Below are 26235 nucleotides of genomic sequence, written 5' to 3'. Positions count from 1 at the left end.
CTCTCTGTCGGTGATTCAACTGATCTGAGACACGCGTGCCGTCGACTGCTGTCTGTTTGCGTCTCGCTAGAGGCCGATGCCGAAACCCAGCGTCCAACTCTGCGTCGCGAGCGCTGCGACAGCGAGCGTGCCGCCAGCCATGACGACGTTCTTCAGGAAGTGGGTGAGTTCGTCCTGCTGTTGTTCCTCGTCGACGGCCCAGAAGTCGTGCATCGCCAGTCCGGAGACGACGAGGAACCCGGCGATTGCGACGGCACTCACCAGCGGGAACACGTCCACGACGATTCCGACCCCGCCCAGAACGAGCATCGCCCCCGACGCCAGCACCGACAGCCTCGGTGCCGGGATGCCCTTGTGCTGTGCGTAGCCCGTCATCTCCTCGGTCTGAAGGAAGTGATTCAGTCCCATGAAGGCGATCACCGCACCGACGAGCACTCGCGCGGTCAGCAGGAGTGCACTCTCGACTCCGCTTCCGACCATTATGCGCTCACCTCCGAAGCGTTCGTGAATGCGTCCACAGCGTTCGGGACTGCACTCACCTCCGAAGCGTTCGTGCATCGTTCGCTGCCTGCGACGGTTCTACCTGCGTTCGATCGGATCTGCACTTTCATTACGTTACTTACTTCGAACTCGAACCTATATGTATGATTTGTAACACAATAGATAGTAGATAACACCGATGTCACTGCTGTCACAGACTGGGGAACCGCACTACTGGACCGACGGGTGCGTGTTCGTTCATGACGTGCAGAGATCACTCGTCGTTTTACCGTCTCGAGACGGTCCCGTCGCTTCTCGCTGTGAGGGTGCCCGCTGTTTCGTTTCCAAAGGAATATAGTACGGCGCAGGCAGAGGGCACATATGAAGGCAGTCGTCCTGGCTGGCGGCTACGCGACACGGCTCTGGCCGGTGACCCGTAACCGTCCGAAGATGCTGCTTCCGGTCGACGGACAGCCTGTCATCGACCGTATCCTCGCGGAACTCGAAGCAGACGACCGCGTGAGTGAGGTCTTTCTCAGCACGAACGAGCGATTCGCCGACGACTTCGAGGCACACCTCGGCGACTCGTCGTTCGAGAAGCCGACGCTGAGCATCGAGGAGACTATCGAGGAAGACGAGAAGTTCGGCGTCATCGGCGCGCTCGCACAACTCGTCGAGCGTGAAGGGATCGCCGACGAGGACCTGCTCGTCATCGCCGGAGACAACGTCATCAGTTTCGACATCGCCTCGTTTCTCGACTTCTTCGAGTCACAGGAAACCGCAACACTCGCGGCCTACGACGTCGGCTCACGGGAACTTGCTAAATCCTACGGCCTCGTCGAACTCGACGGCGACCGCGTCGTCGACTTCGAGGAGAAACCCGACGACCCGTCGAGTACGCTCGTCTCCATCGCCTGCTACGCTTTCCCCGCCGAGGACGTCCGCTTCGAGGAGTATCTCGCGGGCGACAACAACCCCGACGAACCCGGCTGGTTCATCCAGTGGCTCCAGGAGCGCTGTCCCGTCTCCGCCTTTACCTTCGAGGAGGCGTGGTTCGACATCGGGACCCCCGAGAGCTATCTCGACGCCGTCGAGTGGGCGCTCGACGGCGAGTCGGTCGTCGCTGACAGCGCCACCATCGAGAACGCTACGATCGGTGACAACGTCTACGTGATGGGCGACGCGACCATCCGGAACACGATCCTCGACCGCGCTGTGGTCTTTCCCGGCGCGACTATCGAGGACTGCGAACTGCACGACTCCATCGTCGACTGCGAGGCACACCTCCGCGATCTAGAGCACACCGGTGCGCTTGTCGGTGCACACAGCCGTCTTCCCTGATTTCTCAAAACCGTTTGATGCTACTCCCGTTTCACGTCGTGTCGCCCGAAGCCGTAGCGCAGTCGATTCGCGAGTCGGCGCGAGAACCGGTCTGACCGACTGCCAAAGCGCTCTGCGAGCGCGCCGTAGATGAGCGGCAGCGGCACCTCCTGTTCCAGTGCCTCCTGTACCGTCCACGTCCCGGTCGACCCGCCAGCGACGTGGTCGGCCACGTCTCCCAGATCACCGCCCTCCTCGCTGAACGCCTCCTCGCAGAGTTCGAGCAGCCACGAGCGGATGACCGCGCCGTTGTTCCACGTGCGCGCGACCGCCTCCAGGTCCAGATCGTACCGCCCCTCGTGGAGCAACTCGAAGCCCTCGCCGTAGGCCTGCATCAGCGCGTACTCGACGCCGTTATGTACCATCTTCACGTAGTGACCCGACCCGCTCTCTCCCATCCGGTCGTGGCCCGCAGGCCCCGTCGCGACGGCGTCGAAGACCGGCACCATCCGCTCGTAGGCCCACTCGGGGCCGCCGATCATCAGCGAGAAGCCGAGTTCTGCGCCCGCCGGGCCGCCGCTCGTTCCGCAGTCGAGATACGCGGCCGCCGTCCGCTCTGCGCGGCGCACGGACTCCTCGAAGTGTGAGTTCCCGCCGTCGACGACGATGTCGTCGCCGTCGACGTGGCCGTCGAGTTCGTCGAGCGCGGCGTCGACGGCCTCGCCTGCGGGCACCATCAGCCAGATCTGCTGTTTTTCGCCAAGCTGGTCACAGACCGCCTCGATGGAGTCTGCCGGTCGCGCCCCGTCAGCTGCCGCCTGCTCGACCGCCTCGTCGTCGATGTCGAAGGCCACCACGTCGTGGCCCGCATCCAGACACCGGTCGACGACGATCTGTCCCATCCTGCCGAGACCGATAACGCCGAGTTCCATATCCGTCACTCTCGTGGCTCGCACCTATCGGTTGTGGTTCGGACTGTCTCATCGACCCGCTGGGTCTCTCTGATCGCTCGGCCCGGTTGCCGAAGTCCGCTCGAGGTGGGACAGCCAGAATACGGTGAAACGACCGGCGCAGTATCACCACGCCCGCAGCGCGCCCCGGCCGTGTGCAGAGCCGAGGATGACGAGAAAGGAGAGCACGCCGGTCAACGCGAAGGCACCGCCGACCAGAAACACAGCGGCCATGCTGACTTCGACCATGAGCCAGCCACCGACGAGCGGGCCGACCACCGACCCGGGCCGCCAGACGAGTTCGCGGATGCCGAAGCTGGAGGCGACGCCGCCCTCGTCCGTCCCCTCGTCGGCAAACAGCGCCATGCTCGCCGGTTCGCGAAACGAGTCCGCGACGCCGAGCAGTCCGGAGAAGACCACGAGCGGGAGATACGCGGGCGGGATATCGCCCAGGAGAGGAAGCGACATCTCCGTTCCGAGCGCGGTCCCGAGCGCCGGAGATAGCGGGATGGCGATGGCGACAACTCCGTAGGCGGCCCCGCCCGCACAGACGAACATCGCCCGCCCGTGAACGTCCGAGAGCCGTCCGGTGAACATCTGTCCCACCATATTCGTCGCCTTCTCCGCGCTGACGGTCACTGCGACGGCAGTCGCGGCGACGCCGAGGCCGCCCGCCGCCATCTCCGTCCCCGCGTAGATGGGCACCCACGTCCGAACCATCGTCACCGCGAGCGCGTACTGCGCCCGAAAGCTCGTCATCGTGAGAATGCGGCGATTGACGGCCAGATCCGTGAACGGAAAGCCGCGGATGCGCGTCTCGTCGGGGTCGAGCAGGGCGAACAGGCCGACCCACGTGACGACCATCAGCGCGACGATGATCGTGAAAATTACGCCGAAGCCGAGTACGTCGTAGAGCCAGCCAGCGGACAGCGACCCGAGAATCGACGCCGCGAACGCGGCGGCGTTTGCCTTGCCGATGCGGTCGGCACGGGTCCCCGCCGTCGCGAGCTCGCCCACCAGCGAGAGCGTCATCAGCCCCGACCCGGTGACTGCGACGCCCTGTAGCGCTCGAACGAGGATGAACGATGCCGACGAATCCACCAGCGGGAACAGGGCGTACACGCCCGCTCCGAGTCCAATAGCCACCAACAGCACCGTCCGCTTGTCGAACCGGTCGCCCGCCCACGCCAGCGGCACGACTGCGAGCGTCTGTGCGAGCGTGAACCCGGTCGTGTACATCCCGATGATGAACCCGGCGCTGATGGTGATCCCCAGTATCGTCGTCGACTGGGGATCGAGCGTGTTGATGTACGTCGGCAAAAGGGTAACCAGTGTGATAAAACCGAAGCCCTGCGCAAAGCGTGTCAGATACAGCACCCAGAACTGGAGATCATTTGCCTCCTCGTCAGGCCCGCGCCCGTTTGTGGCTCCAGACCTGTCGCTGTCTCTCGAATTGCATCCATCCTTCTCGTCGTCAGCAACGTCCACACTGATGCTACCCGAAGATTCTCAAAAGAATTTCGATGCCTGCTAAACTATCGATAACTGATCTATAGTTTAACAAATACTCGCACTGCTCGTCCGTCTCGTGACTCGAATCGTTCGCTCTCGTCCGACTACTGTGTGTTACTGCTATAGAATGGTTTATATATGAGAAGCACTTACGTGATGTAAATAGAGACGACACTAATGCAGCAAAATCAACAGCAAGCGTACGACAGGGGTATCACGATCTTCTCGCCGGACGGACGGCTCTACCAGGTGGAGTACGCCCGCGAGGCGGTCAAGCGCGGAAGCGCGAGCGTCGGCGTGCGAACGGCAGACGGCGTCGTGCTGGCCGCGGACCGACAGGTCCGCTCGCCGCTCATCGAGACCGAAAGTATCGAGAAGATCCACGCGGTCGACGACCACGTCGGCATCGCGAGCGCCGGTCACGTCGCCGATGCCAGACAACTGATCGACTTCGCGCGCCAGCGGGCGCAGATCGACCAACTCCGCTACGACGAACCGGTCGGAACCGAGACACTCTCCAAGGAGGTGACTGACCACATTCAGCAGTACACTCAGACTGGTGGCGCGCGACCGTTCGGTGTCGCGCTCCTGATCGGGGGTATTGAGGACGGGCAGCCACGTCTGTTCGAGACGGATCCATCGGGAACGCCCTACGAGTGGCAGGCCGCCGCAATCGGCGGGAGCCGAGACGAGATTCAGGCCTATCTCGAAGACGAGTACACGGCCGAGATGGATCTCGCCGGTGGCGTCACGCTCGCGCTCGAAGCGCTGGCCGTCCAGAACGACGAACTCGAAGCGGAAAGCGTCGACATCGCGACCATCGACACCGAAGACGAACGGTTCCGTTCGCTGTCGACCGACGAAACCGAACAGTATCTCGCCGAGGCTGACATCGGTGAGGAATACGATGACTGACGATATTGAGATGACTGACACACACCACACACACACCGGCACGCAGAGTCCGTACGAACCCGAACTGGCCTCGTTCGAGTACGAACGGGGCGCAGAGGACAGCGCGGTCGCAAAGACCGGAACGACGACGGTCGGGATCAGCACCGACGACGGCGTCGTCATCGGGACCGACCGGCGGGCCAGCCTCGGCGGCCGCTTCGTCTCGAACAAGAACGTCGTCAAGGTCGAACAGGTGCACCCGACGGCGGCACTGACGCTCGTCGGATCCGTCGGCGGCGCACAGTCCTTTATTCGGACGCTCCGCTCGGAGGCGAGCCTCTACGAGACGCGCCGCGACCAGCCGATGTCGATCCACGCGCTGGCGACGCTCGCAGGAAACTTCGCCCGCGGTGGCCCCTTCATCGCCATCAACCCAATCCTCGGCGGTGTCGACGAGGAGGGCAGTCACGTCTACAGTATCGACCCCGCTGGCGGCGTGATGGAGGACGACTACACCGTCACGGGAAGTGGGATGCAACTCGCACACGGTGCGCTCGAAGGCGAGTACGACCCCACGCTCTCACTGGAGGCTGCCGCCTCGCTCGCCGCACGCGCCGTGCAGGCGGCCAGCGAACGCGACACCGGGTCGGGCAACGGGCTGGTCGTCGCCACCGTCACCGAGGATGGCGTCGACGTCGACGAGTACGACGACGCGGCCGAGTTGCTGTAGGACTCTGCGAACCGCACATTCCTCTGGCGTTGCTGACCCGCGAAAACGAAAATTTATACGAGCAAGACTCAATTCCCCGTGTATGGACGTGCGTTCGTCGGTAGTACGATAGCCGGGCTGTCGCCACGAGGCGGACAGCCCCGCGTCTTTTCGAAGCGTTATTCGACCAGCCGACGCGCACGGAATCCGCGACTGCAGGACCCATACGCATGACTGAGATACCAGACACCTACGACCCCGACAGCGTCGAGCCGAAGTGGCGCGACCAGTGGGCCGACACCGACCTGTACAGCTACGACGGCGACACCGATGGTGCGACCGACTACGTCATCGACACGCCGCCGCCGTACCCGACCGGCAACCTCCACATCGGGAACGCGCTCGGCTGGTGTTACATGGATTACGCCGCCCGCTTTCATCGGCTACTCGGTGAGAACGTCCTCTTCCCACAGGGGTGGGACTGTCACGGTCTCCCGACGGAGGTGAAAGTCGAGGAAAACGAGGGCATCCACCGGACCGACGTCCCCCGCGGGGAGTTCCGCGAGATGTGCATCGAGCACACCGAATCGCAGATCGACGCCATGCGCGAGACGATGGGAACGCTCGGCTTCTCGCAGGACTGGGACCACGAGTACCGCACCATGGACGACGAGTACTGGGGCCAGACTCAGCGTTCGTTCGTCCGCATGGCCGACGACGAGTACGTCTACCGTGACGAACACCCCGTCAACTGGTGTCCGCGCTGTGAGACGGCTATTGCTGACGCCGAAGTCGAGACCGAGGAGGGCGTCGAGGGGACGCTCTACTACATCACGTTCCCCGGCGTGGGAAACGACGACATCGAAATCGCGACCACGCGCCCGGAACTGCTCGCCGCGTGTGTCTCGATGGCGGTCGACCCCGAGGACGAGCGCTACGCCGACCGGGTCGGAGACTCCTTCGAGGTGCCACTCTTCGGTCAGGAGGTCGAACTCATCGCAGACGACGACGTCGACGGCGACTTCGGGACCGGTGCGGTGATGATCTGTACGTTCGGGGACAAACAGGACGTCGACTGGTGGGCCGAGTACGACCTCGACCTGCGGATGGTCTTTTCGGGTGACGGTAAACTCACCGGCCCGGTCGGCGAGTACGAGGGGCTGGAAATCGACGAGGCGAAGGAGACAATCGTCGAGGACTTGCACCGTGAAGGCTACTTGAACAGCTCCGAACCCACCGAGCAGAACGTCGGGCAGTGCTGGCGGTGTGACACGCCCATCGAGATTCTCTCGAAAGAGCAGTGGTTCATCGAGGTGCGACAGCAGGAAATCCTCGACGCCGCTGAAGACGTCGAGTGGATCCCCGACCACATGCACGAGCGACTCATCGAGTGGACGGAGGGGATGGACTGGGACTGGGTCATCTCCCGCCAGCGCGTGTTCGCCACCCCCATTCCGGCGTGGTTCTGTGCGAACGAGGACTGCGACCACATCCACATCGCAGATGAATCTGAACTGCCCGTCCATCCGACTGAGGACGACCCCGCACTCGACGCCTGCCCCGAGTGTGGACACGCTGCCTGGGAGGGCGAGACGGACGTGATGGACACGTGGATGGACTCGTCTATCACGCCGCTGTTCGTCCAGGGCTGGCCCGACGCGGAGTTCGAGCCGACCACGCTTCGCCCGCAAGGCCACGACATCATCCGGACGTGGGCGTTCTACACGATTCTCCGGACGGTCGGCCTCGAAGACGAACTCCCGTGGGAGGAGATTCTCATCAACGGGATGGTCTTCGGCGACGACGGCAACAAGATGTCCAAATCCCGCGGGAACTTCGTCCAGCCAGAGGAGGTCGTCGAGGAGTACTCCGCCGACGCCTTCCGGCAGGCGATGGCACTCGGCGGCCAACCCGGCAGCGACATCCAGTTCCAGTGGAAGGAGGTCACCTCGGCGTCGCGGTTCCAGACGAAGGTGTGGAACATCACCCGATTCGCGGCCCAGCACCTCGACGACGACCGGGAACCGCTCGACGACCCGGCCTATCGGGACGTGGACCGCTGGATTCTCTCGCGGTGCTCCCGGGTCGCCGACGAGGTGCGCGAAGACATGGAGGCCTATCGGTTCGATTCCGCCCTGCAGACGCTGCGGGAGTTCGTCTGGCACGACCTGGCTGACGACTATCTCGAACTCATCAAGGGTCGCCTCTACGAGGGTCGCCCCGGCGAGCGCGACGCGGCCCGGCAGGCTCTGTTCAAGACCCTCTCGGCCTCCATCCGGATGCTCTCGCCCTTTGCGCCGTTCCTGACTGCCGAGGCGTGGGACGTGCTCCCGGGCACGGAGGGCAGCGTCCACGAGAGTACCTGGCCCGAGATGGCGATGGTCGACGAGGAAAGCGAGGCCGCCGGAAATCTTATCACCGACGCTGCGTCGACGGTTCGCGGCTTCAAGTCCGACGCCGGGATGGCGCTGAACGCCGATCTGGACAAGGTCGAAGTCTATCCCAACGAGACGCCGGAGCGCGCGCTCGACACCTACGACCTGAGCGAGGCCGTCAACGCGCCCGTCCACGTCCGCGAGGGCGAACCGAACGTCGAACTCGTCCCCGTCGAGGTCGACCCCGACCACTCGGTTATCGGGCCGGAGTTCCGCGACCAGGCGGGCGAGGTCGTCGCCGCACTCGAATCGATGGATCCGAGCGAAGTGAAAGCGCAGCAAGCGACCGATGCGATCGAGATCGACCTCGGCAGCGAGGTGGTCGTACTCGACGGTGACGCCGTCGACATCGTCGAGGAACACCGCGCCGAATCCGGCGCAGAGGTGGCCGTCCTCGACGGCGAGCTGTCGACTGTGCTCGTCTATCTCTAGACCGATGTGAGTTGGCCGGATTCTACGAATCGGATTGGAAATCGGTCTGTATCCGCGAACGAACCGGATTTTACGAACGGACTGAAATCTCCTCGGATCCGACTTTGCCGCTCTGTCTGCTACTGGCTTTGACTGTCAAAGATCGACGGTTGCGACGATTTCGTGTTCTGCACCCGCAGTCGGCGGTCGAGTGATCGCGATAGTGTCGACGGTAACGTCCCATTCGAGGTCGCACTCAAGCAGGAACGAGACAATTTCTCCGGCTAACTTGTCGTCGACGTTGAGGGCGAGCCCGACGTGTGGAAACCAGCGACTGGGTTCGTAGAACGGCACTGGCGCCGATCCCAGATCCGCCACCGCTTGGACGACATCCTCGTGGAGCGCCGTGAGTTGCGGAGACTTCGCGACCGGAAGCCAGACGTGGTTTCCGGGGAAGATTCCGAGTCCATCCGTGTGTACAGTGCAGGGCGCGTGATCTCTCACACCCTCCTCGACGGCGGCTTTGACCGCTGGGATATCGACAGCATCGTCCAGCGCGTACAGCGTGAAGTGTGGGAACGGGTTGACGTAGCGTTCGATGCCGAACTCGGCGACTAACTCGTCCCAGATCGATTCAACTCTGCCGAAATACGGCTCAGGGAGTGTCGGTCCGATGATCGTTGTCACACCGCTATCCCCGCAGGCGCTCACAAAAACAGTTTCTGTGTCGTCTTGGCACCGCTCGACAGCCTCGTTGATCTAGCGGCGACTACGGACGACTATTGTCATTTTGTACTGCAAAAAGTGTGTTTCGCACGTGCGAAACACGGACGGTGGGGGTGGGGGGGGGGGGGGTGGCACCCAAAATGGGTGCATCACCAAGTATGACCGGGGGCATTAAAACCCTTCTGCTACAGGGGTACTCGAATGCGAGTTTCCATCTGGTCCTGACACCATTTTTGTGCTCCCGGACCGTACGTTCGAGCGTGACGACGGCCTCGCAGTCGCATCGGTCGCGGCGCATCCGACAGGCAGAGCGGGCGGACCTGCTCGCGGTGCATCGCATCGAGCGTGCGGTGTTCCCACAGCCGTGGCCATTCGGCGCATTCGAGCGCTATCTCGGTGAACCGGGATTTCTCGTCGCAGAGGGGTCCTCGCTGCTTGGCTACGTGGTCGCGGATACGGTGACCGCACACGGCCGCGCGCTCGGCCACGTCAAGGATCTGGCCGTCCATCCCGACTGCCGCCGCGAGGGGATCGCTTCACACCTGCTCACGCGGGCGTTCTCCGTCCTCGACGGGCAGGGCGCTCGCTCGGTGAAACTCGAAGTCAGGGAGACCAACGACCAGGCACAGCACCTGTATCGTGAGCACGGCTTCTCCTATCGCCGGACAGTCCCCGAGTACTACGACGACGACGAGGACGCGCTGATTTTCGTCCGCTCGCTTTGACGAACCGACACGCGCTTTTGGATTCGGGCCGAACACCCCGACAGTGAACGCGACCGACCGCGACAGGCTCGTGCTCGCGAGTGTGGTCTTTGCCGTCCTGTTCGGACAGGTGCTTCTCTATCCGGGGATCCCGGCGCTCGTCGATGCGCTCGGCGCGACGCCTGCGGGCTGGGGCGGCGATGTCGATACGATCCTCTCTGCGGGCAAGTGGTTTCTGACCGCCGAGTTCCTCGGCTTCGTCCTCTTTGCGGGACTGTGGGGCGCACTCAGCGACGCCGTCGGTCGGCGGGTCCCGCTCATCGTCGCCGGGGCTGCCGTCGGCGGGGCTGGCTATCTCGTGCTTGCACTCCTCCCCGCGCTCGAAGCGTACCCCTACGAGGTCGTCCTCATCGTTCGCTTTCTGCAGGGCGCGGCCACGATCGGTGCGTTCTCGCTCGCGATCACGACCCTGATGGATCTGAGTGGTGGACACGGCCGCAACATGGGCGCGGCTGGACTCGCGATCGGTTTCGGCACAGCGCTCGGTGCACCAATCGGTGGTCAGCTGTACGGACTCGGCGCGCTCGCCCCGCTGTACGGTGCGAGTATCGTCCTGTTCGCCGCGGGGGTGCTCGCGGCTCTCGCGACCGACCGAACCCCCGACCACGGCCGGAGCCTCCGGGCCGCGCTGTCCGGACTCTCCGCTCGCCCCTCGCTCGCGGTCCCCTTTGCCTTCGGCTTCGTCGACCGCCTCACCGCTGGCTTTTTTGCCCTCGTGGGTACCGTCTACTTCCAGACGGCGTTCGGCCTCGGTGAGGCTCAGACGGGGCTGTTGCTCGGGGCATTTTTCGTCCCCTTCGCGCTGCTACAGTACCCGCTGGGTCGGCTCTCGGACCGCATCGGGCGCGTGCTGCCCGTCGCCGCTGGCTCTGCCGCCTACGGCGTCGTCATCGTCGCAGTCGTGTATGCACCCACCGTTTCGACCGTCGCAGCGACGATGGCCCTCGTCGGCGTGACCGGTGCCCTGGTCGCACCCGCGACGATGGCGCTGGTGACCGATCTGGCCGAGGAGAGCGAGCGCGGCGCGGCCATGGGCGGGTTCAACGTCGCCGGAAGCCTCGGCTTTCTCTCGGGCATCGTCGGCGGTGCGACGCTCGCGGCGACCGCCGGATTCGAGACGGCCTTTCTCGCCGTCGGCCTCGCCGAGGTGTTGATCGCCATCGTCGCCGTCCCCGTGCTCTTTCGACTCGACGTACCCGTCACGCCGTGGCGCGACGGGTCGGACTCCGCTCGTTGAACCGCCTTCGTCGTTCGGCCGACCGTCCACGCGGCCGGAAGACGTGTATCAAAACTCCCATACTCCCTCCCGTCTCAGTACGGCGTACGAAGGTGACCCCGTGTGACCAAAAAACAGGAGTACACCGACGACTACCCCGACAAGACGCTGTATCTGCCCGGCCCGACCGAGGTTCGTGAGGACGTCATCGACGCGATGGCCCAACCGATGTTCGGCCACCGCATGGACCGGATGACCGACCTCTATACGACCATCGTCGAGGACACCAAGGAGTTTCTCGACACCGAGCAGGACGTGATCGTTCTGACGGCCTCCGGCACCGAGTTCTGGGAAGCGACGACGCTCAACCTCGTCGACGAGAAGATGCTCGTGCCCACCTCGGGCGCGTTCAGCGAACGCCAGGCCAACGTCGCTGACCGACTCGGTAAAACGGTCGACCGGATCGAGTACGACTGGGGCGAGGCCGTCAAGCCCGACGACATCCGCGATGCGCTCGAAGCCGACGACTACGACGCGGTCGGCGTCGTGATGAACGAAACCTCGACCGGCGTCCGCAACCCGGTCGAGGAGATCGGCGACCTGCTCGGCGAGTACCCGGACACCTACTTCGTCGTCGACGCTATCTCCTGTCTGGGTGGCGACTACATCGACATCGAGGCGCACAACATCGACGCCATCTTCACCTCCACCCAGAAGGCCTTCGCGATGCCGCCCGGACTCGCCGTCTGTACGGTCAGCGAGGCGGCCTACGAGCGCGAACTCGCCTCCGAGTCGTCGTCGTGGTACGGCGGCTTCCAGCGCTGTCTCGATTACTACGACCGCAAGGGGCAGACCCACTCAACGCCAGCCATCCCAGTGATGCTCGCCTACCGCACGCAGATGAAACACATGCTCGACGAAGGCCACCACGAGCGCGACCAGCGCCACCAGGAGATGGCCGAGTACACCCGTGACTGGGCGCGCGAGCACTTCGGTCTCTTCCCCGAGGAAGGCTACGAGTCCCAGACGGTCACCTGCGTCGAGAACACCCGCGGTATCGACGTTGCCGACACCGTCGAACAGGTCAACGAACAGTACGACATGGTCTTTTCCAGCGGCTACGGTGACCTCTCCGAGGAGTCGTTCCGCATCGGTCACATGGGCGAACACGACGTCGAGAGCATCGAGGCGCTCACCGACGCCATCGAGGACGTCGCCGGGTTGTAACTCGGACACGCCCAGTTCACCGCGCCGCTACTGATTCACACGAGCTTGAGTCACAGCCCATCTCGGAGGATCCGCGTCCCGATGAATCCGCCGAGTGCGCTGACACCGGCACCGTAGGCAGCGACGAACAACGTCACGAACAGCATGACTGCGGCGGTCAACAGCCCGTATCCCGCGTCTCCGACGCCAGCCAGTCCCGTGTAGAGACCGATGCCGAGACAGACGAGCAGAATCAGGACGGGGGCCATCGCTAGCACTCCGGCGAGTCCGGCGGCGCTTATCGCCCGGTTCGACCGCTGGCCTTCGAGATAGCCGGTCACGCCGCCGCCGATGATCGGCGAGAACGGGACGAAAAACAGCACCGTCGTCGTGACGGCTCCGAGGACCGCGTTCGAAAGGAACGTCCCGGCCGATTCCCCTTCTGGGGCCTGACTGTGTGCGCGACGGCGGGCGATCACGTACCAGACCGCGAACGCGACGAGTCCGACGCCGCTTATCAGCAGGCCGATCCCGGTCCAGTTGACGACATCCAGCGTGAACGAGAGCATCTCCGGTTCGGACAGTTCCCGCTCGAAGACGACCACCGTGATCCGCCCGGCTTCGATCTCCTCCTCGATCAGGTCCCGATCCACGACGAAGGTCAGCACACTCCCGCCGACGAGCAGTGCCAGTCCGCCAAGCGCGATGACGGCCGCGGCGAGCCAGTCGACGAACTCGGGGAGCGGACGGCCGAACTCGCGTGTCGATTCGCTCTCGTTTTCGACGTCGTCTGACGTGGACATGTTCTCGATTGTTCATCTCTCGGGGCGACCTTAATGGTACGTCCGTAGCGACCGATACTTGCGCTGAACGGCTCTCACACGCCATCATTTTGTATCTCTCTGCTAGTTTTGATAGTTTGGATATCTTGCGCCGTCCCCCGTGTATCGCGCTCCGCCACGCTCCCGGCACCGCCGAGCGCACCCGCCACAGTCCCGGCCACTCCGCCGGGATTTTTATCCGCGGGCGCAAACTCTCCGCCGATGGACTCCTCCGAGCAGGTCTCTGCGGACAACCCCTACGTCTGGAATCCGGACACGGACTTCGAGTCGGTCGACGGTCTCGACGAGTCTGTGGCCCGCGAGCAGGCCGAGCGACTGCGCGAGGCGATCCGATATCACGACCACCGCTACTACGTGAAAGCCGACCCCGTGATCGACGACCGCACCTACGACGCACTCTTTACGCGACTCGAACGGCTTGAGGAGACGTTCGACCTCGATCGAACCGATAGCCCAACCCAGCGCGTCGGCGGCGAACCGGTCGACGAACTCGAAACGGTCGAGCACGTCGCGCCGATGCGCTCGCTCGACCAGAGCGGTGAGGCTGGCGAGGTGCGGGCCTTCGACGAGCGCGTCCGGCGTAACCTTGCCGATGCGGGCTACGACGGCCCTGTCGAGTACCTCTGTGAGCCGAAATTCGACGGGCTCTCCGTCGAAGTGGTCTACGAGGACGGCGTCTACGAGCGGGCGGCCACCCGCGGCGACGGCGAGCAGGGTGACGACGTGACCGAGCAGGTGCGGACGATTCCGAGCGTCCCACAGCGCCTTCGTGGCGACCATCCCGACTTTCTCGCTGTCCGGGGCGAGGTGTACATGCCCCGCGAGGCGTTTCAGGCGTACAACCGCGAGCGCGTCGAGCGGGACGAGGAACCGTTTGCGAACCCGCGAAACGCCGCCGCAGGGACGCTCCGTCAACTCGACCCCTCTGTTGTCGCCGAGCGCCCGCTCGATATCTTCTTTTTCTCACTGCTCGACGGCGGCGACCGCTTTCTCGACGCCAACTCGGACATCTACGACCTGTTTCCCGACTGGGGACTTCGCGTCACCGACCGGGTCGAACGCGTCACGGACATCGAGGAGGCCATCGCGTACCGCGACCGACTGCTCGACGGGCGCGAGGCGTTCGACTACGAAATCGACGGTGCTGTCATCACGCTCGACGACCGCGAGGCCTGTGACCTGCTCGGACACACCGCACGCGCCCCGCGGTGGGCCTTCGCCTACAAGTTCCCCGCGCGCAGCGGCGAGACGACAGTACGGGATATCGTCGTGCAGGTCGGCCGGACTGGACGGCTCACGCCGGTTGCCCTGCTCGACCCAGTCGAAGTCGGCGGTGTCACCGTCTCGCGGGCGAGCCTGCACAACCCCGAGGAGATAGCGCGGCTATCGGTCGGTGTCGGCGACACGGTTCGCGTCAAACGTGCTGGCGATGTCATCCCCGACGTCGCTGAAGTCGTCGACGCGAACGCCGAAACGCCGTATTCGTTCCCCGAGACCTGTCCGGTCTGTGGGACGCCCATCGAACGGGACGGCCCGCTCGCGTTCTGTCCGGCCGGTCTCTCCTGTCCGGCACAGCTTGCAGAGACCATCCAGCACTACGCCAGCCGTGAGGCACTCGACATCGAGGGGCTTGGTGAACAGCGCGTCCAGCAACTGCTCGATGCGGGACTGGTCACGGAACTCGCAGACCTGTACGAGTTGACCGTCGACGACCTGGCCGAACTGGAGGGGTGGGGCGAACGGAGCGCCCGAAAGCTCGTCGACGAACTCGACGCGACGCGCGACCCGCCGCTGGCTGACTTCCTGACCGCGCTCGGCATCCCGGACGTGGGTGCGACGACGGCGCGACAACTCTCCGAACATTTCGGCACCTTCGAGGCGGTGCGGTCGGCGAGCGAGACGGAACTGCAGTCGGTCCCCGACGTCGGGCCGACGGTCGCCGCCTCCATCCGCGGCTTTTTCGATGCCGACGACCTCGTCCGGGCGCTCGACCGACTGCTCGACCACGTCGACCCACAGGCCGCCGAGGCGACCGGCGGCGACGAACTCGACGGCGAGACGTTCGTGTTCACCGGGTCACTGGACTCGTTCACCCGAACCGAGGCACAGGAATTGGTCGAACGACACGGCGGCAGCGCCACGTCGAGCGTCTCCGGCAACACTGACTATCTCGTCGTCGGTGAGAACCCCGGTCAGCGAAAGCGATCGGATGCGGACGAACACGGCGTCACGACACTCGACGAGACGGACTTTCTCGCCCTGCTCGACGAGCGTGGACTCCGGTAGCCGCGCGTTGCTGTGGCCGACCGCGCTAGAGGTCGGCCCGCTGGAAGCGCCGGTAGCCGAGGGCGACCGAGATGAGGATCCAGAACGCCAGCGCGACGAAGGCGAGCCACGGCGTCGCGAAGAACGCGTCGAACTCCTCCGCGCCGGGGCCGGTGCCGCCGTTGATGTCTGGCGGATCCGGCATCACGGCGACCAGCGCGTTCACGAACGCCGTACTCGGCTGGAGCTGACTGACCGGAAAGATCCACGCGGGGAAGTCGGCTGTCGTCTGCGGGAACGAGAAGTCGTTTGCCACGTACGCGAGTCCGAGCACGACGACGTCCCAGAGAAACTCGACGACGATGAAAAAGCCAATCGAGAGCGCGGCGGCGCGCGTCGTCGACTCGCTGACCGCCGAGAACCCGACCATGATGCTCACGTACGTCAGCGCAAACAGCAACGCGACGAGACAGAACAGTATCGTCGCGACCGGCGCGATGTCGCCGAGCATGAGACCGCCAGCGACGAGACCGATGACGAGCGACACGACGACCGGGACGGCGATCACGGCGGTTCGACCCACGAGTTTCCCGAGCACGACGTCACGCCGGGTGTGTGGGAGCGCGAGCAACAGCTTGATGCTCCCCGACTCGCGCTCGCCCGCTATCGCCCGATAACAGACGACGATTGCCACGATAGAGACGAAGAGACCGAGCGAACTCGCGATGAAAAAGACCAGATCGAGTGCGGTCGGGTCCTCGCCGCTGATCTCCTCGACTACGCCAAACAGCGCCGTCATCCCGACGATCAACAGCAGGAAGAGCCCGGAGATGGCGAGAAACGCCCGCGAGCGGACCGCGTCCTGAAAGTCCTTCTTTGCGATGACGCGCCAGCTCATCGGTCACCCTCCGTGTAGCTGATGAAGATGTCTTCGAGCGAGGACTCCTCGGTGCTGAAGTCCGTGACCGTCACGCCCGCCGATTCGAGCGCATCGAGCACGCGCGTTTTCGACCCGTCACCGACGCTGACGACGAGTTCGGTCCCCTCGACTGTTGCCGAGGTCACGTCATCGAGCGCTCGTACCGCATCGACGGCGGACTCGGGCAGTTCCGCGGCGGTCACTCGCAGTTGCGTCTTCGTCCCAGCGGCTTCGCGCAGCCCCGAGACGGTGTCGACGGCGATGAGTTTCCCCGCCCGGAGAATCCCGACACGGTCACAGACTGCTTCGACCTGACTCAGCACGTGCGAGGAGAAAAACACCGTCGTCCCTCGATCGCTCTCCTCGCGGATGATCTCTCTGATCTCGCGGGCCCCCGATGGGTCGAGGCCCGTCGATGGCTCGTCGAGAATGAGCAGGTCGGGGTCACCGACAAGTGCCATCGCGAGCGTGAGTCGCTGTTTCATCCCCTTCGAGTAGCCCCCTGCCTTGCGGTCTATCGCGTCCTCGATTCCGACCCGCGCGGCGAGTTGGCCCGGGTCCTCGTTGACGCCTTTCGAGTCGACGACGAATTCGAGGTGCTGTCGACCCGTCAACCGGTCGTAGACGTGATACCCCTCCGGGAGGACGCCGGTTCGCTTTCGCACTGCGAGTGAGTCCCCCTGTGCGTCTAGCCCGAACACCCGTGCGCTTCCGTCAGTCGGCCGGGAGAAATCGAGCAGGATGTCGATCGTCGTCGACTTGCCCGCCCCGTTCGGCCCGAGAAAGCCGAATATCTCGCCTTCCTCGACTTCGAGGTCGACCCCGTCGAGTGCGGTGACGGGGCCGTACTCCTTCGTCAGCCCATCGAGTTCGATCGCAGTCATGTCAGCTATGACATATGGGCGGGTGTTAAAAAATCCGATCTGGCTGTCTCTGTGCGTGAAACGATGGACTTGATCTCGAATGGTGGACGCCGTGTCGTGGCTACACTGCCTCGTCTGGGTCGTGACGTTCGGCCATCCGACTGGCTTCGTCTGCGAACTCGTCTTGCTCGTCGTCGGGGACCGATTCGAGTCTGTCTACGGGTACGTCGCGTGCGGCCGTTATCTCCGTCCCGTAGAGCATGTTGTGTGAAAGCTGTTTTTTCAGCTGTCTCCGTCCGTCGGGCGTGGCGTAGACGAGCGTGACCAGGTCCTCGTCTGCGCCGTAACTCCGCCTGACCAGCCAGACCCGCTCGGTGTCCGCAGTCATACCCTTCGTTGTAGAGCGCTCCTCATGTATCCTCCGGGACGGATCCCGTCGCACGTCTGTGTGTTCGTCACTCGACCCTGTTTGTCTTCCCCGAAGGAGTCACCGTGGACCGCGACGGGACCGAGTTGGCCGGAGCACTCTTTGTCTCCCCCCATCTACCCCCGTGTATGTCGGGGTGGCAAGCGCGTGTCGACGAGTTGCTGTACGACGGCGAGTCCGTCCGCGACAGTCTGGAACTCGACAGCGCACAAGTCGTCGTCACGAGCCATCGCGTGATCGCCTTCACGCCAGACCTGGACGGCGAGAACTTCCAGCAGGTCGACCGGCCGAACGTCACCGGCGTTGAGGCGAGCGCGAGCGCGAACGATTCGCTGCTCTCGCGGGTGATCAGCACCGGTGCCATCGGACTCCTGCTCGTCGCCGTCGGCTACGCCGTCGACTTCGAGTCGATTCTGGGTGACGCCGCAATCGATGGGCAGACGAGCACCGGGACGGGGCTGGGCAGCGTCATCCAGACCACCCGCAGTATGCTCGATATCGTCGCGCAACTCGACGAGATGATGCGCCTGCTCGGCGCGCTCGCGCTGCTTTTCGCTGTCGCGCTGTTTGGCGTCTACTGGCTGGGCCGTGACCCGACGCTGCTCATCACTACCGCCGGTGACACCGACGACATCCGCCTTCCCCGCCCCGAGAACGTCGCGGCCGCCCGCAGTCGCCTCGAAGCCGCCATCTTCCCGGACGACGTGGATCGTTCGGCGGGGTCTGAGGGTCTGCTCGGCGACCATCTCCCGTGAGACTCAAACGCGTCGACGACCAACTGTCGTCCGATGGACGACGATGCGGTCAGGGAACGTGCAGGCGACCTGCCCCGGGACCCGGGCGTCTACCAGTTTCTCGACGGGGACGCCGTTCTCTACGTCGGCAAGGCGGTTGACCTGCGCGACCGCGTTCGCTCCTACGCCGACCCGCGAAGCGAGCGCATCCGGCGGATGGTCGCTCGCGCCGAGGACATCGAAACCGCCGTCACCGACACCGAATCGCAGGCGCTGTTGCTCGAAGCCAACCTCATCAAGCGCCACCAACCGAGGTACAACGTTCGACTGAAAGACGACAAGTCCTACCCGCTCGTCGCGCTCTCGGCCCATCCCGTCCCACGCATCCAGATCACTCGCTCGCCCGAGGACGGCGCGACGGCCTTCGGCCCGTTCACCGACAAGGGGCTGCTCGAAACGGTCGTGAAGGCCGTTCGGTCGGTGTACGGGCTGCGAGGCTGTTCCGACCACAAGTACGCAAACCGTGACAGGCCGTGTCTGGACTACGACATCGGCATCTGCTCGGCCCCCTGCACAGAAGAGATCGACCGCGAGTCCTATCTCGGCGACGTGGAGGCTGTCGAGCGATTCTTCCGCGGAGAGACGGGCATTCTCGCCGACCCGCTTCGGCGCGAGATGGAGGCGGCCGCCCAGTCCCAGGAGTACGAGCGCGCAGCGAACTGCCGGGACATGCTCGACGCCGTCGAGCGCCTCCACGAGAGCGGCGACGCCGCGGTTCACGACGCCGAGGGTGAGCGCCGCCGAACGGACGTGCTTGGCGTCTCGCTGGCCGAGACGCCGACCGTCGCCGTGTTGCACGCGGAGGGCGGACAGCTGCTCGACCGGGAGCGCCACACGCTCGACGCGCCCGACAACACCGACGACCCCGAACAGGTGCTCGGGGCCTTTATTCCACAATACTACGCCGACCGGGAGCGCCCGGACGTGCTCCTCTGCTCGGACCGGCCCGCAGGCGAGACGCTCGAGACGTGGCTCGAGACCGTCGGGGTGGACCTGCGCGTGCCCGGCACCGGCAGGGAGGCGACGCTGGTCGACCTCGCACTGAAAAACGCGAGTCGAGCGACCCCCGCGGACGACCCGATGGGCGCGCTCGCGGCGGAACTCGGTCTGGAGTCCGCCGACCGCATCGAGGGCTTCGACGTGAGTCACGCACAGGGGCGGGCGACGGTCGGAAGCAACGTCTGCTTCGTCGACGGCGACCCCGAGAAGTCCGGCTACCGGCGCAAGCGCCTCTCCGACCGCAACGACGACTACGAGAGCATGCGCGAACTGGTTCGCTGGCGCGCCGAGCGCGCAGTCGCAGGCCGTGACGACCGTCCCGCGCCCGACCTGCTACTCATCGACGGCGGCGAGGGCCAGCGAGAGGCGGCCACCGACGCGCTCTCGGCGGTCGGGTGGGAGGTACCCGTGGTGGCGCTCGCGAAAGCCGAGGAGCGTGTCATCGCCGCGGATGGCATCCACGACTGGCCGTCCGACGCCACTCACCTCCACCTGCTCCAGCGAGTGCGTGACGAGGCCCACCGCTTCGCTCGGACCTATCACGAGACGGTTCGCGACGAGGTGTCGACGCCCCTGGATTCGATCCCCGGTGTCGGCCCGGAGACACGAAAGCACCTGCTCGGGCGCTTTGGCAGCGTCTCTGGCGTGCGAAACGCCTCGCGCGAGGAACTCCGCGCCGTCCCTGGCGTTGGCGAACAGACCGCCGAGCGCATCGACACCAATCTCTCGTGACTACCTCGCTGACCCCGACCGGATTTTTAGGTGACGCGAAAAATATTTTCATATTGATAAATTATAAGTGGTCAGCGGTACTACGTTGAACTGTAATGAGCACCCAGAAGGAAACCCGTCAGCAAGCGGGCACAGTCGAGGAGAACGCGCTCAGGCTCGACACCGAGAAGGCCGAACAGATCGTCGACGCGCTGAACGCCGACCTCGCGAACGCGTACGCACTCTACCATCAGCTTCACAAGCACCACTGGAACGTCGAGGGCGCAGAATTCCTCGACATCCACGTGTTCCTGCAGGAGGTCTACGAGGACGTTGAGGCCGCCGCCGACGAACTCGCAGAGCGACTGCAGGCGCTCGGTGGCGTCCCCCACGCGAGCATGACGACGCTCGCGGAGAACGCAACGGTCGAACCGGAAGACGAGGACGTCTACGACGTTCGGACGTCACTCGCGAACGACCTGGACATGATGGGCGATATCATCGAGAGTTACCGCGAGCACATCGAACTCGCCGAGGGGCTCGGCGACCACGCGACGGCCCAGATGCTCCGTGAACAGCTCGAAACGCTCGAAGAACACACCCACCACGTCGAGCACTACCTCGAAGACGACACGCTCGTTCTCGACTCCGCGACTCACTGATCGGCGTCTGAATGGGCAGCGCTGGCGTCGCGTTCTCTGTTACTACCGACTCATTCGACGTCGGGGGCCGTCTCGTCCGTTCGTCCCGGAATCTGGAGTTCGATTTCGAGTTCCGGTTCGTCGACCCCTTCGTACTCGATTTCGAGTTCGACCGGTTCACCGAAGGCAAAGGGTAGTTCCCACTCGTCGGTGACGAGCCGCAGGTCGTCGCTGTCCTGTAGCTGTTCGCCCAGGTCGACGAGAAACGCTCCCACCACATCTGCGCTGAGACGATACTCCTCCTCGAAGTTCCGTCCAGTCCGGATCGTGGTTCGGTCGGGTTCGGACGACGATTCAGTGTCAGGAGTGTCTTCGTCGTCAGCGTCGTTCGTGTCTGCCAGTTCGGTCTCAGGCGTGTCGTCCGTGTCTGCCAGTTCGGCGTCAGGAGCGTCGTTCGTGTCTGTCATGGGATTATTGTCTGATATCGACGGTGTGGTCACTCGCTATCCATCCGTCCGTATTTTCAGCCTCGATGAAGACGAACCTGTCGGGACAGCTTTCGCAGATGGTTATTTGCGGGCGCTCCCCCGACTCGAAGCCAGCGTGGCTGTCAGTGCGTGACTGCGCGTCGGCGATCATCACGGCTCTTTAGGCATGCCTAAAAGAAAAATGATGCGGTTGCGGCTCGGGTGTCACTGGAGCGTGACGGCAGGCTGTCCGTTCGCCTCGCCGTCCTCGACGAGCAGGTTCACGAGCCGGTCGGCGACCGAGGGACTCACGAGGTCGGCCATCTCCATCGCCTCTCGTTCGTACGTCTCCAAGTCGAGCACCTCCCGGAAAAACCACGAGAGCGCGACGTAAGTCTCGTGTAGCTCCGCCGCCCGTCGTCGCCCCGAGTCGGTCAGCGTCGCCCCCTTGTAGGGTTCATACGCCACAAGGCCTTCGTCGTCGAGACGCTGGATGGTCTCCGTCACTGTCGACGCAGACCGGCCCAGCATCTCTGCGATCTGACCGGTCGGAATCGGCGGTGACAACTGATGCTCCGCGATGTACAGCGTGAGCAGGTACTGTGCAGTCTGTGTCATCGCTTCCCTTCTTGTGTGTGCTCCCCACCGTCGGCGCGCGGGCTGTCGGTCGTATCCCCGAACAGCGTCAGATACACTCGCATCCAGGAGTGAGCGCGCCTCCGCCGAGGGGTGTCAGTTCGGTCCTGCACGTTAGACCCTCCGAACCAGATGGTTGCGGACGATTCGCTGGCACTCCGCCAGGACGTTATCGAGTCGCGTCACGGTCACCAGCACCGGGTACGATGCGGACTGATTCCGATACAGGTACTCCACCAGCGAGCGCTGCGTCAGCCCGACCTGTCCGCCCTGACTGGTCGTACTGTCGAGCAGGTCCTGGCGGTCCACCACCAGCGTCTCGCAGGTTTCTCGGTGTGTAGCAAGCGTCTCGTGGCGCTCGGCGAGTGCGGAGAACCCACACTCCGACAGCGGCTGCTCGTTCGCCGCGACGAGCCAGTCGGTGACCGACTCCACGTCCGCGCGCGTCGACCCCAGTGAACTGGCCTCCCGACCGAGCGCTCCCTTCATCGCGTCGAGTTCGTGCAGGCGATCGGTCGTTGTCGAACAGATCGCTCTCTGCACCTGCGGCGTGAGTCGGTGGTCCGTCTCGGGAGAGAGGACGAGTGCGACGGAGTCGCCGAGCGTCTCCCGGATCGTTTCGAGTGGCGTCTCTTCGTCGCCCACGTCCGCGACGCTGTGGGGGTACACCGTCTCGACGAACGCGTCCCGAACGGACTGGCAGTGGTCTACGGTGTGGCGCTGCGGTGGGGTTGCAGTCGAGACGACGCCAGCGGTCGTCGCGGTTCCCGCGGCCGGTGGGTCGTTGGCAGTGACCGAGAGTGACTCCACCTCGGAGCAAAACTGCTCGTAGGCCCGTTTCTCCTGTGTGAGGTGCTCTCGCTCGGCGTCGACTCGTTCGCTGGCGCGGTCGATCGGTGTTTCGAGAGCCACTTAGACCACCTCGGGCGCGACGGGAGACGCCGACGCGCGAGTCGGGACCGTCTCGTCGACTGCCACGAATTCGACGTGCCAGTCGTCGTCCCCGTTCGATTGGCTGGCCGAGACGGGCGTCCACTGCTGTCCACACCGGTACAGTTCGGTCAGGACCGGGAGCAGCGGCAGTCGCTCGTCGGACGGCGACAGCGCGTAGTCGCTCATCTCGATACTGGTCGTGTTCCGGTCGCCGTCCGTCTGTTCGTAGCTCCCGACGAGTCCGAGGTCACCCAGCCGTGAGAGCGCAGCGTCGACGGAACCGCTCTCGACGGGCTTCCCGCTGTGTAGCCGGTCTGCGTTCACGCGGGCCGTCGCGTCCGCGATGATCTTCACCTGTTCGGACGCCGAGAGCCGCGTCGCAATCTCCGTTGCCATCCCCTCTAGCAGACAGAGACAGAGCCCGTCCGGGTCCGAGAGCTGTTCTGCGAACTCGAAGTAGGCGTCCATCACTGCGGATTCGACCGCATCGCGCTCGTATGCCGAGAGCGTCTCGAAGACGGCCGCTGCGACGCGGTGACAGAACTCGACGAGGTCGTGGTCCGTCCGCACTTGTCCCACGAGCACGGGGTCGGAAAGCGTCCACGACGTGTCGGTACACCGGTGTCGTTCCTGCTGTGTGACCGCTTCGGGGTGGTCATCCTGACAGACAATCACGTCGTAGTGGGGCAGTTGCGGGTCGTACCGACGGAGCGCAGCGCGGTACTGCTCGGTCGCTCGGGCGGCAGCGCGGGCGACCGACCGGCTCTCGAATCGCAGCCCCGACGCCGGAACGGGCCGGTCGCCGTAGCGCGCACAGACGAGGTAGTACGCCCCGGCCTCGCTCGCGAGCGTGGTGATGTGCGCCCGAATGTCCTGCAGTGTGGTGCCGATCATCTCTGATTCTCCAATTGGTGCAGGTCAGCTAGTCCCCGTGATGATCGCAGAGAGGTGCTGGCGGTCGAATAGCTGCTCTTCGGTGAACTCCTCGGGGAAGTACCCCTTCGCGTACCGCTCGATCATAAAGAGGTTGTGCAGCGGCCCGGTGTAGATCGGACCGCCACGGAACACCCGGTCGTTTTGCACCGCCGTCAGCTGACTCCCTATCTCGTCGTCTTTCAGGTACGAGACAACGGAGTTCTCGAACTCCTCGCGAGTCTTGCCCTGCCGGTGATACCGGAGTAACAGCGAATCAGGATCGATTTCGAGCAGCGCCTCGTAATCGAGGGACTGGCTGCCGGAGTACCCCTCAATCCCCGTTCCCGCGAAGGCATCGGAGATACCGAGCGTCTGGAAGTGTTCCTTGTTTGCGCCGTTCCCGTCGATACGATACGGGGTGAACTCCTCGGGTTCCTCACCGGCGAACAGCAGGGCGGCGTTCGGTCGTTCCGCTTCCGGCGGCAGCCGCGATTGGACCTCCGTGACCAGGTCGTCGTGTACCGACTTGATCGCCTCGAACCGCTCTTCCTCCTGGACGGTCTGAGCGACTTTCTCGAAAGCCTCGTACAGCGAGTAGTACCGGTAGTCGTGCCAGTCGTCGGTTCGCCGGAAGATGAGGTTCCCGAGAAACGGCGCGACGTTCGTTCGGATCTCGTCGACGTCGCTCTCTTTCCAGTTGTCGAGCCAGTCTGTCACCGCGTTCGGGTCCAGCAGGTGGAGGTCGGCGTCCATCTCGTAGAACTGCTCCTTGGGGATGCCGTCGTTCCAGAGCTGAGTGAGTTCGTCCAGATCGATCGAGACGCCGTCGAGTTCCTCGTAGTGGATCGTCTTGTACCGCCCCCGGTACCAGATGGACTCGACGGCATCTGCGTGGCCGAGTGCGACCAACATGTCGATGTAGTCGGCGGTGAACGGAGCGATCGACTCGGGAACCGAGTCGAACTCGACTGTGCCGACCGGCTCCATCGTCACCGAGTAGCTGGTGTCCTCGGGCGTGTCCGTCCCCGTGTCCTCCGGGGTGTCAGTCGGCGTGGCGGTCGGCTCCGCGTCCGTCGGCGTCTGGTCGTCGCTCGTCTCGGTCGGCGTTTCCTCCGAGTCGCTGCTTCCGGCGCAGCCTGCCAGTATCCCGCTGACAGCGACCGTCGTGCCGTACTTGATCATCGCTCGTCGCGTCGTTTCCGTCTGCTCTCCAGCATCGTCTGCCATGTTATTTAGGCCAGCCTAAAACAACATAACCGTTTCGATTTTTAGGCTGGCCAAAAATAGGTGCGAGCGCTCAGTGTTTCGCCGCCAGATTGTCTCGTTGCTCCGGTGCGTCGTCGGGGTCAGCGTCGCCGTCGCCCGGTTCGTCGTCGTGACGGGGACGAAGCGGCTCGACGCGGGGTCCGCGGTCCGTCTGGTTCACCTCGGCGTCTATCTCGAACACCTCGGCGAGCAGGTCCTCGGTGACGACCTCCTCGGGGGTCCCCTTCGCCTGGACTGTGCCGTCTTTGAGCGCGACCATGCGGTCTGCGATCCGGGCCGCCTGCTCGATGTCGTGCAGCACGACGACGATCGTGACCTCGCTGTCTGTCCGCATTCGCTCGATGATCTCCATCACTTCGAGTTGGTGGTGCAGGTCGAGAAACGTCGTCGGCTCGTCGAGCAACAGCACCTCCGTCTCCTGGGCGAGTACCATCGCGATCCACGCGAGCTGTCGCTGGCCACCGCTGAGGCTGCCGACTTGCCGGTCGCGGAGGTGCTCACAGCCCGCCAGTTCGATCGCGCGCTCGACCGCCTCCCGGTCCGCGTCGGTGACTGGCTCGAAGAAGCCACGGTGGGGGTATCGTCCGTGGAAGACGAGTTCCTCGACGGTGATGCTGTCCGGCGACGTGCTCTCCTGTGAGAGCAGTCCCAGATTCCGGGCGAGTTCCTTCCCGTCCATCTGGTAGATGTCACGGCCGTCGAGCAACACCGAGCCGTCGTCGGGTGCGAGCTGATTGCCGATCCCCTTCAGCATCGTGCTCTTTCCGGAGCCGTTCGGCCCGATCAGTGCCGTCACCGCGCCGGGTTCGGCGACGAGCGACTCCCCGTCGATCACGGGCTGTTCGGAACTGGCGTACTGGATGACGAGTTCCTCGCCCGCGAGTTCGCTCGCGCCCATCGACTCTTCTTCGATTCCGCGTGTTCCGTCTCCGTT

27 protein-coding genes are annotated in these 26235 nt (G+C 64.3%); 11 read left to right on the top strand and 16 right to left on the bottom strand.

Features of this window, described 5'->3' with window-relative positions; genetic code table 11:
• Positions 1–66 precede the first annotated feature (66 nt).
• The gene (locus ACMGFL_RS13675) at positions 67–480 is read right to left on the bottom strand and encodes a DoxX family protein (RefSeq protein WP_436936089.1); all 414 of its coding nucleotides are present in this window, start codon (positions 478–480) and stop codon (positions 67–69) included.
• Entirely contained in the window at positions 480–611 is a 132-nt protein-coding gene (locus ACMGFL_RS13670; RefSeq protein WP_436936088.1) for a hypothetical protein, read from the bottom strand. The genes ACMGFL_RS13675 and ACMGFL_RS13670 overlap by 1 nt, the downstream gene beginning before the upstream one ends.
• A 250-nt stretch (positions 612–861) precedes the next feature.
• Here ACMGFL_RS13670 and ACMGFL_RS13665 point away from each other — a divergent pair, with 250 nt between their 5' ends.
• Positions 862–1821, top strand: coding sequence for a nucleotidyltransferase family protein (locus tag ACMGFL_RS13665; protein ID WP_436936087.1), 960 nt, complete (start codon positions 862–864; stop codon positions 1819–1821).
• A 20-nt stretch (positions 1822–1841) separates the two neighbouring features.
• Here the strand turns inward: ACMGFL_RS13665 and gnd are convergent, their stop codons facing one another.
• Both gnd and ACMGFL_RS13655 read right to left on the bottom strand, forming a co-directional pair.
• On the bottom strand, positions 1842–2732 hold the full coding sequence (gene gnd / locus ACMGFL_RS13660; protein ID WP_436936086.1) for a phosphogluconate dehydrogenase (NAD(+)-dependent, decarboxylating): 891 nt from the start codon (positions 2730–2732) through the stop codon (positions 1842–1844).
• Positions 2733–2876: 144 nt separating this feature from the next.
• The gene (locus ACMGFL_RS13655) at positions 2877–4127 is read right to left on the bottom strand and encodes an MFS transporter (RefSeq protein WP_436936458.1); all 1251 of its coding nucleotides are present in this window, start codon (positions 4125–4127) and stop codon (positions 2877–2879) included.
• A gap of 312 nt (positions 4128–4439) precedes the next feature.
• Here ACMGFL_RS13655 and psmA point away from each other — a divergent pair, with 312 nt between their 5' ends.
• From psmA to ACMGFL_RS13640, 3 genes are all read left to right on the top strand, one after another.
• Positions 4440–5177: an archaeal proteasome endopeptidase complex subunit alpha gene (gene psmA / locus ACMGFL_RS13650; protein ID WP_436936085.1), complete on the top strand. Its 738-nt coding sequence runs from the start codon at positions 4440–4442 to the stop codon at positions 5175–5177.
• Complete coding sequence (gene psmB, locus ACMGFL_RS13645) at positions 5170–5886, top strand: archaeal proteasome endopeptidase complex subunit beta (protein WP_436936084.1); 717 nt, start codon at positions 5170–5172, stop codon at positions 5884–5886. Before psmA ends, psmB begins: the two co-directional genes overlap by 8 nt.
• Positions 5887–6095: 209 nt before the next feature.
• The gene (locus ACMGFL_RS13640; RefSeq protein ID WP_436936083.1) at positions 6096–8732 is read left to right on the top strand and encodes a valine--tRNA ligase; all 2637 of its coding nucleotides are present in this window, start codon (positions 6096–6098) and stop codon (positions 8730–8732) included.
• 135 nt (positions 8733–8867) lie between these two features.
• Here ACMGFL_RS13640 and ACMGFL_RS13635 read toward each other — a convergent pair whose 3' ends face one another.
• Positions 8868–9398 carry a 2'-5' RNA ligase family protein gene (locus tag ACMGFL_RS13635; RefSeq protein WP_436936082.1) on the bottom strand — a complete coding sequence of 177 codons (531 nt, stop codon included), beginning with the start codon at positions 9396–9398 and terminating at the stop codon, positions 8868–8870.
• Positions 9399–9697: 299 nt separating this feature from the next.
• On the opposite strand from ACMGFL_RS13635, the gene rimI reads away from it, so the two are divergent.
• The 3 genes from rimI (at position 9698) to ACMGFL_RS13620 (ending at position 12644) form a co-directional block, all read left to right on the top strand.
• Positions 9698–10162 (top strand): ribosomal protein S18-alanine N-acetyltransferase, encoded by a 465-nt coding sequence (rimI, locus tag ACMGFL_RS13630; protein WP_436936081.1) that lies wholly within the window; start codon positions 9698–9700, stop codon positions 10160–10162.
• Positions 10163–10205: 43 nt separating this feature from the next.
• Positions 10206–11438 (top strand): MFS transporter, encoded by a 1233-nt coding sequence (locus tag ACMGFL_RS13625; RefSeq protein ID WP_436936080.1) that lies wholly within the window; start codon positions 10206–10208, stop codon positions 11436–11438.
• A 102-nt stretch (positions 11439–11540) separates the two neighbouring features.
• Positions 11541–12644: a pyridoxal-phosphate-dependent aminotransferase family protein gene (locus ACMGFL_RS13620; protein ID WP_436936079.1), complete on the top strand. Its 1104-nt coding sequence runs from the start codon at positions 11541–11543 to the stop codon at positions 12642–12644.
• A gap of 50 nt (positions 12645–12694) precedes the next feature.
• Here the strand turns inward: ACMGFL_RS13620 and ACMGFL_RS13615 are convergent, their stop codons facing one another.
• Complete coding sequence (locus ACMGFL_RS13615; RefSeq protein WP_436936078.1) at positions 12695–13426, bottom strand: DUF5518 domain-containing protein; 732 nt, start codon at positions 13424–13426, stop codon at positions 12695–12697.
• Between the two features lie 240 nt (positions 13427–13666).
• On the opposite strand from ACMGFL_RS13615, the gene ligA reads away from it, so the two are divergent.
• Positions 13667–15751, top strand: coding sequence for an NAD-dependent DNA ligase LigA (gene ligA, locus ACMGFL_RS13610; RefSeq protein ID WP_436936077.1), 2085 nt, complete (start codon positions 13667–13669; stop codon positions 15749–15751).
• Between the two features lie 25 nt (positions 15752–15776).
• On the opposite strand, the gene ACMGFL_RS13605 is transcribed toward ligA, so the two are convergent.
• The 3 genes from ACMGFL_RS13605 to ACMGFL_RS13595 all read right to left on the bottom strand — a co-directional run bounded on the left by ACMGFL_RS13605 (position 15777) and on the right by ACMGFL_RS13595 (position 17900).
• Positions 15777–16628, bottom strand: a complete 852-nt coding sequence (locus ACMGFL_RS13605) for an ABC transporter permease (protein ID WP_436936076.1) — start codon at positions 16626–16628, stop codon at positions 15777–15779.
• On the bottom strand, positions 16625–17533 hold the full coding sequence (locus ACMGFL_RS13600) for an ABC transporter ATP-binding protein (protein ID WP_436936075.1): 909 nt from the start codon (positions 17531–17533) through the stop codon (positions 16625–16627). Before ACMGFL_RS13600 ends, ACMGFL_RS13605 begins: the two co-directional genes overlap by 4 nt.
• 100 nt (positions 17534–17633) lie before the next feature.
• Positions 17634–17900: a DUF7967 family protein gene (locus tag ACMGFL_RS13595; RefSeq protein ID WP_436936074.1), complete on the bottom strand. Its 267-nt coding sequence runs from the start codon at positions 17898–17900 to the stop codon at positions 17634–17636.
• 167 nt (positions 17901–18067) lie between these two features.
• Between ACMGFL_RS13595 and ACMGFL_RS13590 the strand changes: the two genes are divergently transcribed.
• The 3 genes from ACMGFL_RS13590 (at position 18068) to dpsA (ending at position 21105) form a co-directional block, all read left to right on the top strand.
• Positions 18068–18694, top strand: a complete 627-nt coding sequence (locus ACMGFL_RS13590) for a hypothetical protein (protein ID WP_436936073.1) — start codon at positions 18068–18070, stop codon at positions 18692–18694.
• A 33-nt stretch (positions 18695–18727) separates the two neighbouring features.
• Positions 18728–20464 (top strand): excinuclease ABC subunit C, encoded by a 1737-nt coding sequence (locus ACMGFL_RS13585; RefSeq protein ID WP_436936072.1) that lies wholly within the window; start codon positions 18728–18730, stop codon positions 20462–20464.
• Between the two features lie 95 nt (positions 20465–20559).
• A complete protein-coding gene (dpsA, locus tag ACMGFL_RS13580; protein ID WP_436936071.1) occupies positions 20560–21105 on the top strand; it encodes a DNA starvation/stationary phase protection protein DpsA in 546 nt (181 codons plus the stop codon).
• Positions 21106–21155: 50 nt separating this feature from the next.
• Here the strand turns inward: dpsA and ACMGFL_RS13575 are convergent, their stop codons facing one another.
• The 7 genes from ACMGFL_RS13575 to ACMGFL_RS13545 form a co-directional block, all read right to left on the bottom strand.
• The gene (locus ACMGFL_RS13575) at positions 21156–21518 is read right to left on the bottom strand and encodes an amphi-Trp domain-containing protein (protein ID WP_436936457.1); all 363 of its coding nucleotides are present in this window, start codon (positions 21516–21518) and stop codon (positions 21156–21158) included.
• Between the two features lie 37 nt (positions 21519–21555).
• Positions 21556–21723: a hypothetical protein gene (locus tag ACMGFL_RS13570; RefSeq protein WP_436936070.1), complete on the bottom strand. Its 168-nt coding sequence runs from the start codon at positions 21721–21723 to the stop codon at positions 21556–21558.
• A 53-nt stretch (positions 21724–21776) separates the two neighbouring features.
• Entirely contained in the window at positions 21777–22169 is a 393-nt protein-coding gene (locus ACMGFL_RS13565) for a metal-dependent transcriptional regulator (protein WP_436936069.1), read from the bottom strand.
• 132 nt (positions 22170–22301) lie between these two features.
• On the bottom strand, positions 22302–23099 hold the full coding sequence (locus tag ACMGFL_RS13560; RefSeq protein ID WP_436936068.1) for a DUF7260 family protein: 798 nt from the start codon (positions 23097–23099) through the stop codon (positions 22302–22304).
• Positions 23100–24014, bottom strand: a complete 915-nt coding sequence (locus ACMGFL_RS13555; protein WP_436936067.1) for a DUF7551 domain-containing protein — start codon at positions 24012–24014, stop codon at positions 23100–23102.
• 24 nt (positions 24015–24038) lie between these two features.
• Positions 24039–25262 (bottom strand): ABC transporter substrate-binding protein, encoded by a 1224-nt coding sequence (locus tag ACMGFL_RS13550; RefSeq protein WP_436936066.1) that lies wholly within the window; start codon positions 25260–25262, stop codon positions 24039–24041.
• A 70-nt stretch (positions 25263–25332) separates the two neighbouring features.
• Positions 25333–26199: an ABC transporter ATP-binding protein gene (locus ACMGFL_RS13545; protein ID WP_436936456.1), complete on the bottom strand. Its 867-nt coding sequence runs from the start codon at positions 26197–26199 to the stop codon at positions 25333–25335.
• Positions 26200–26235 lie beyond the last annotated feature (36 nt).

Origin of the sequence: Halovenus marina, from assembly GCF_051414115.1 — an archaeon.
In the GTDB taxonomy this organism is placed as follows: Archaea; Halobacteriota; Halobacteria; order Halobacteriales; family Haloarculaceae; genus Halovenus; species Halovenus marina.
The sequence above is the reverse complement of the archived record's forward strand: the minus strand, read 5'-3'. Positions and strand labels throughout refer to the sequence as shown.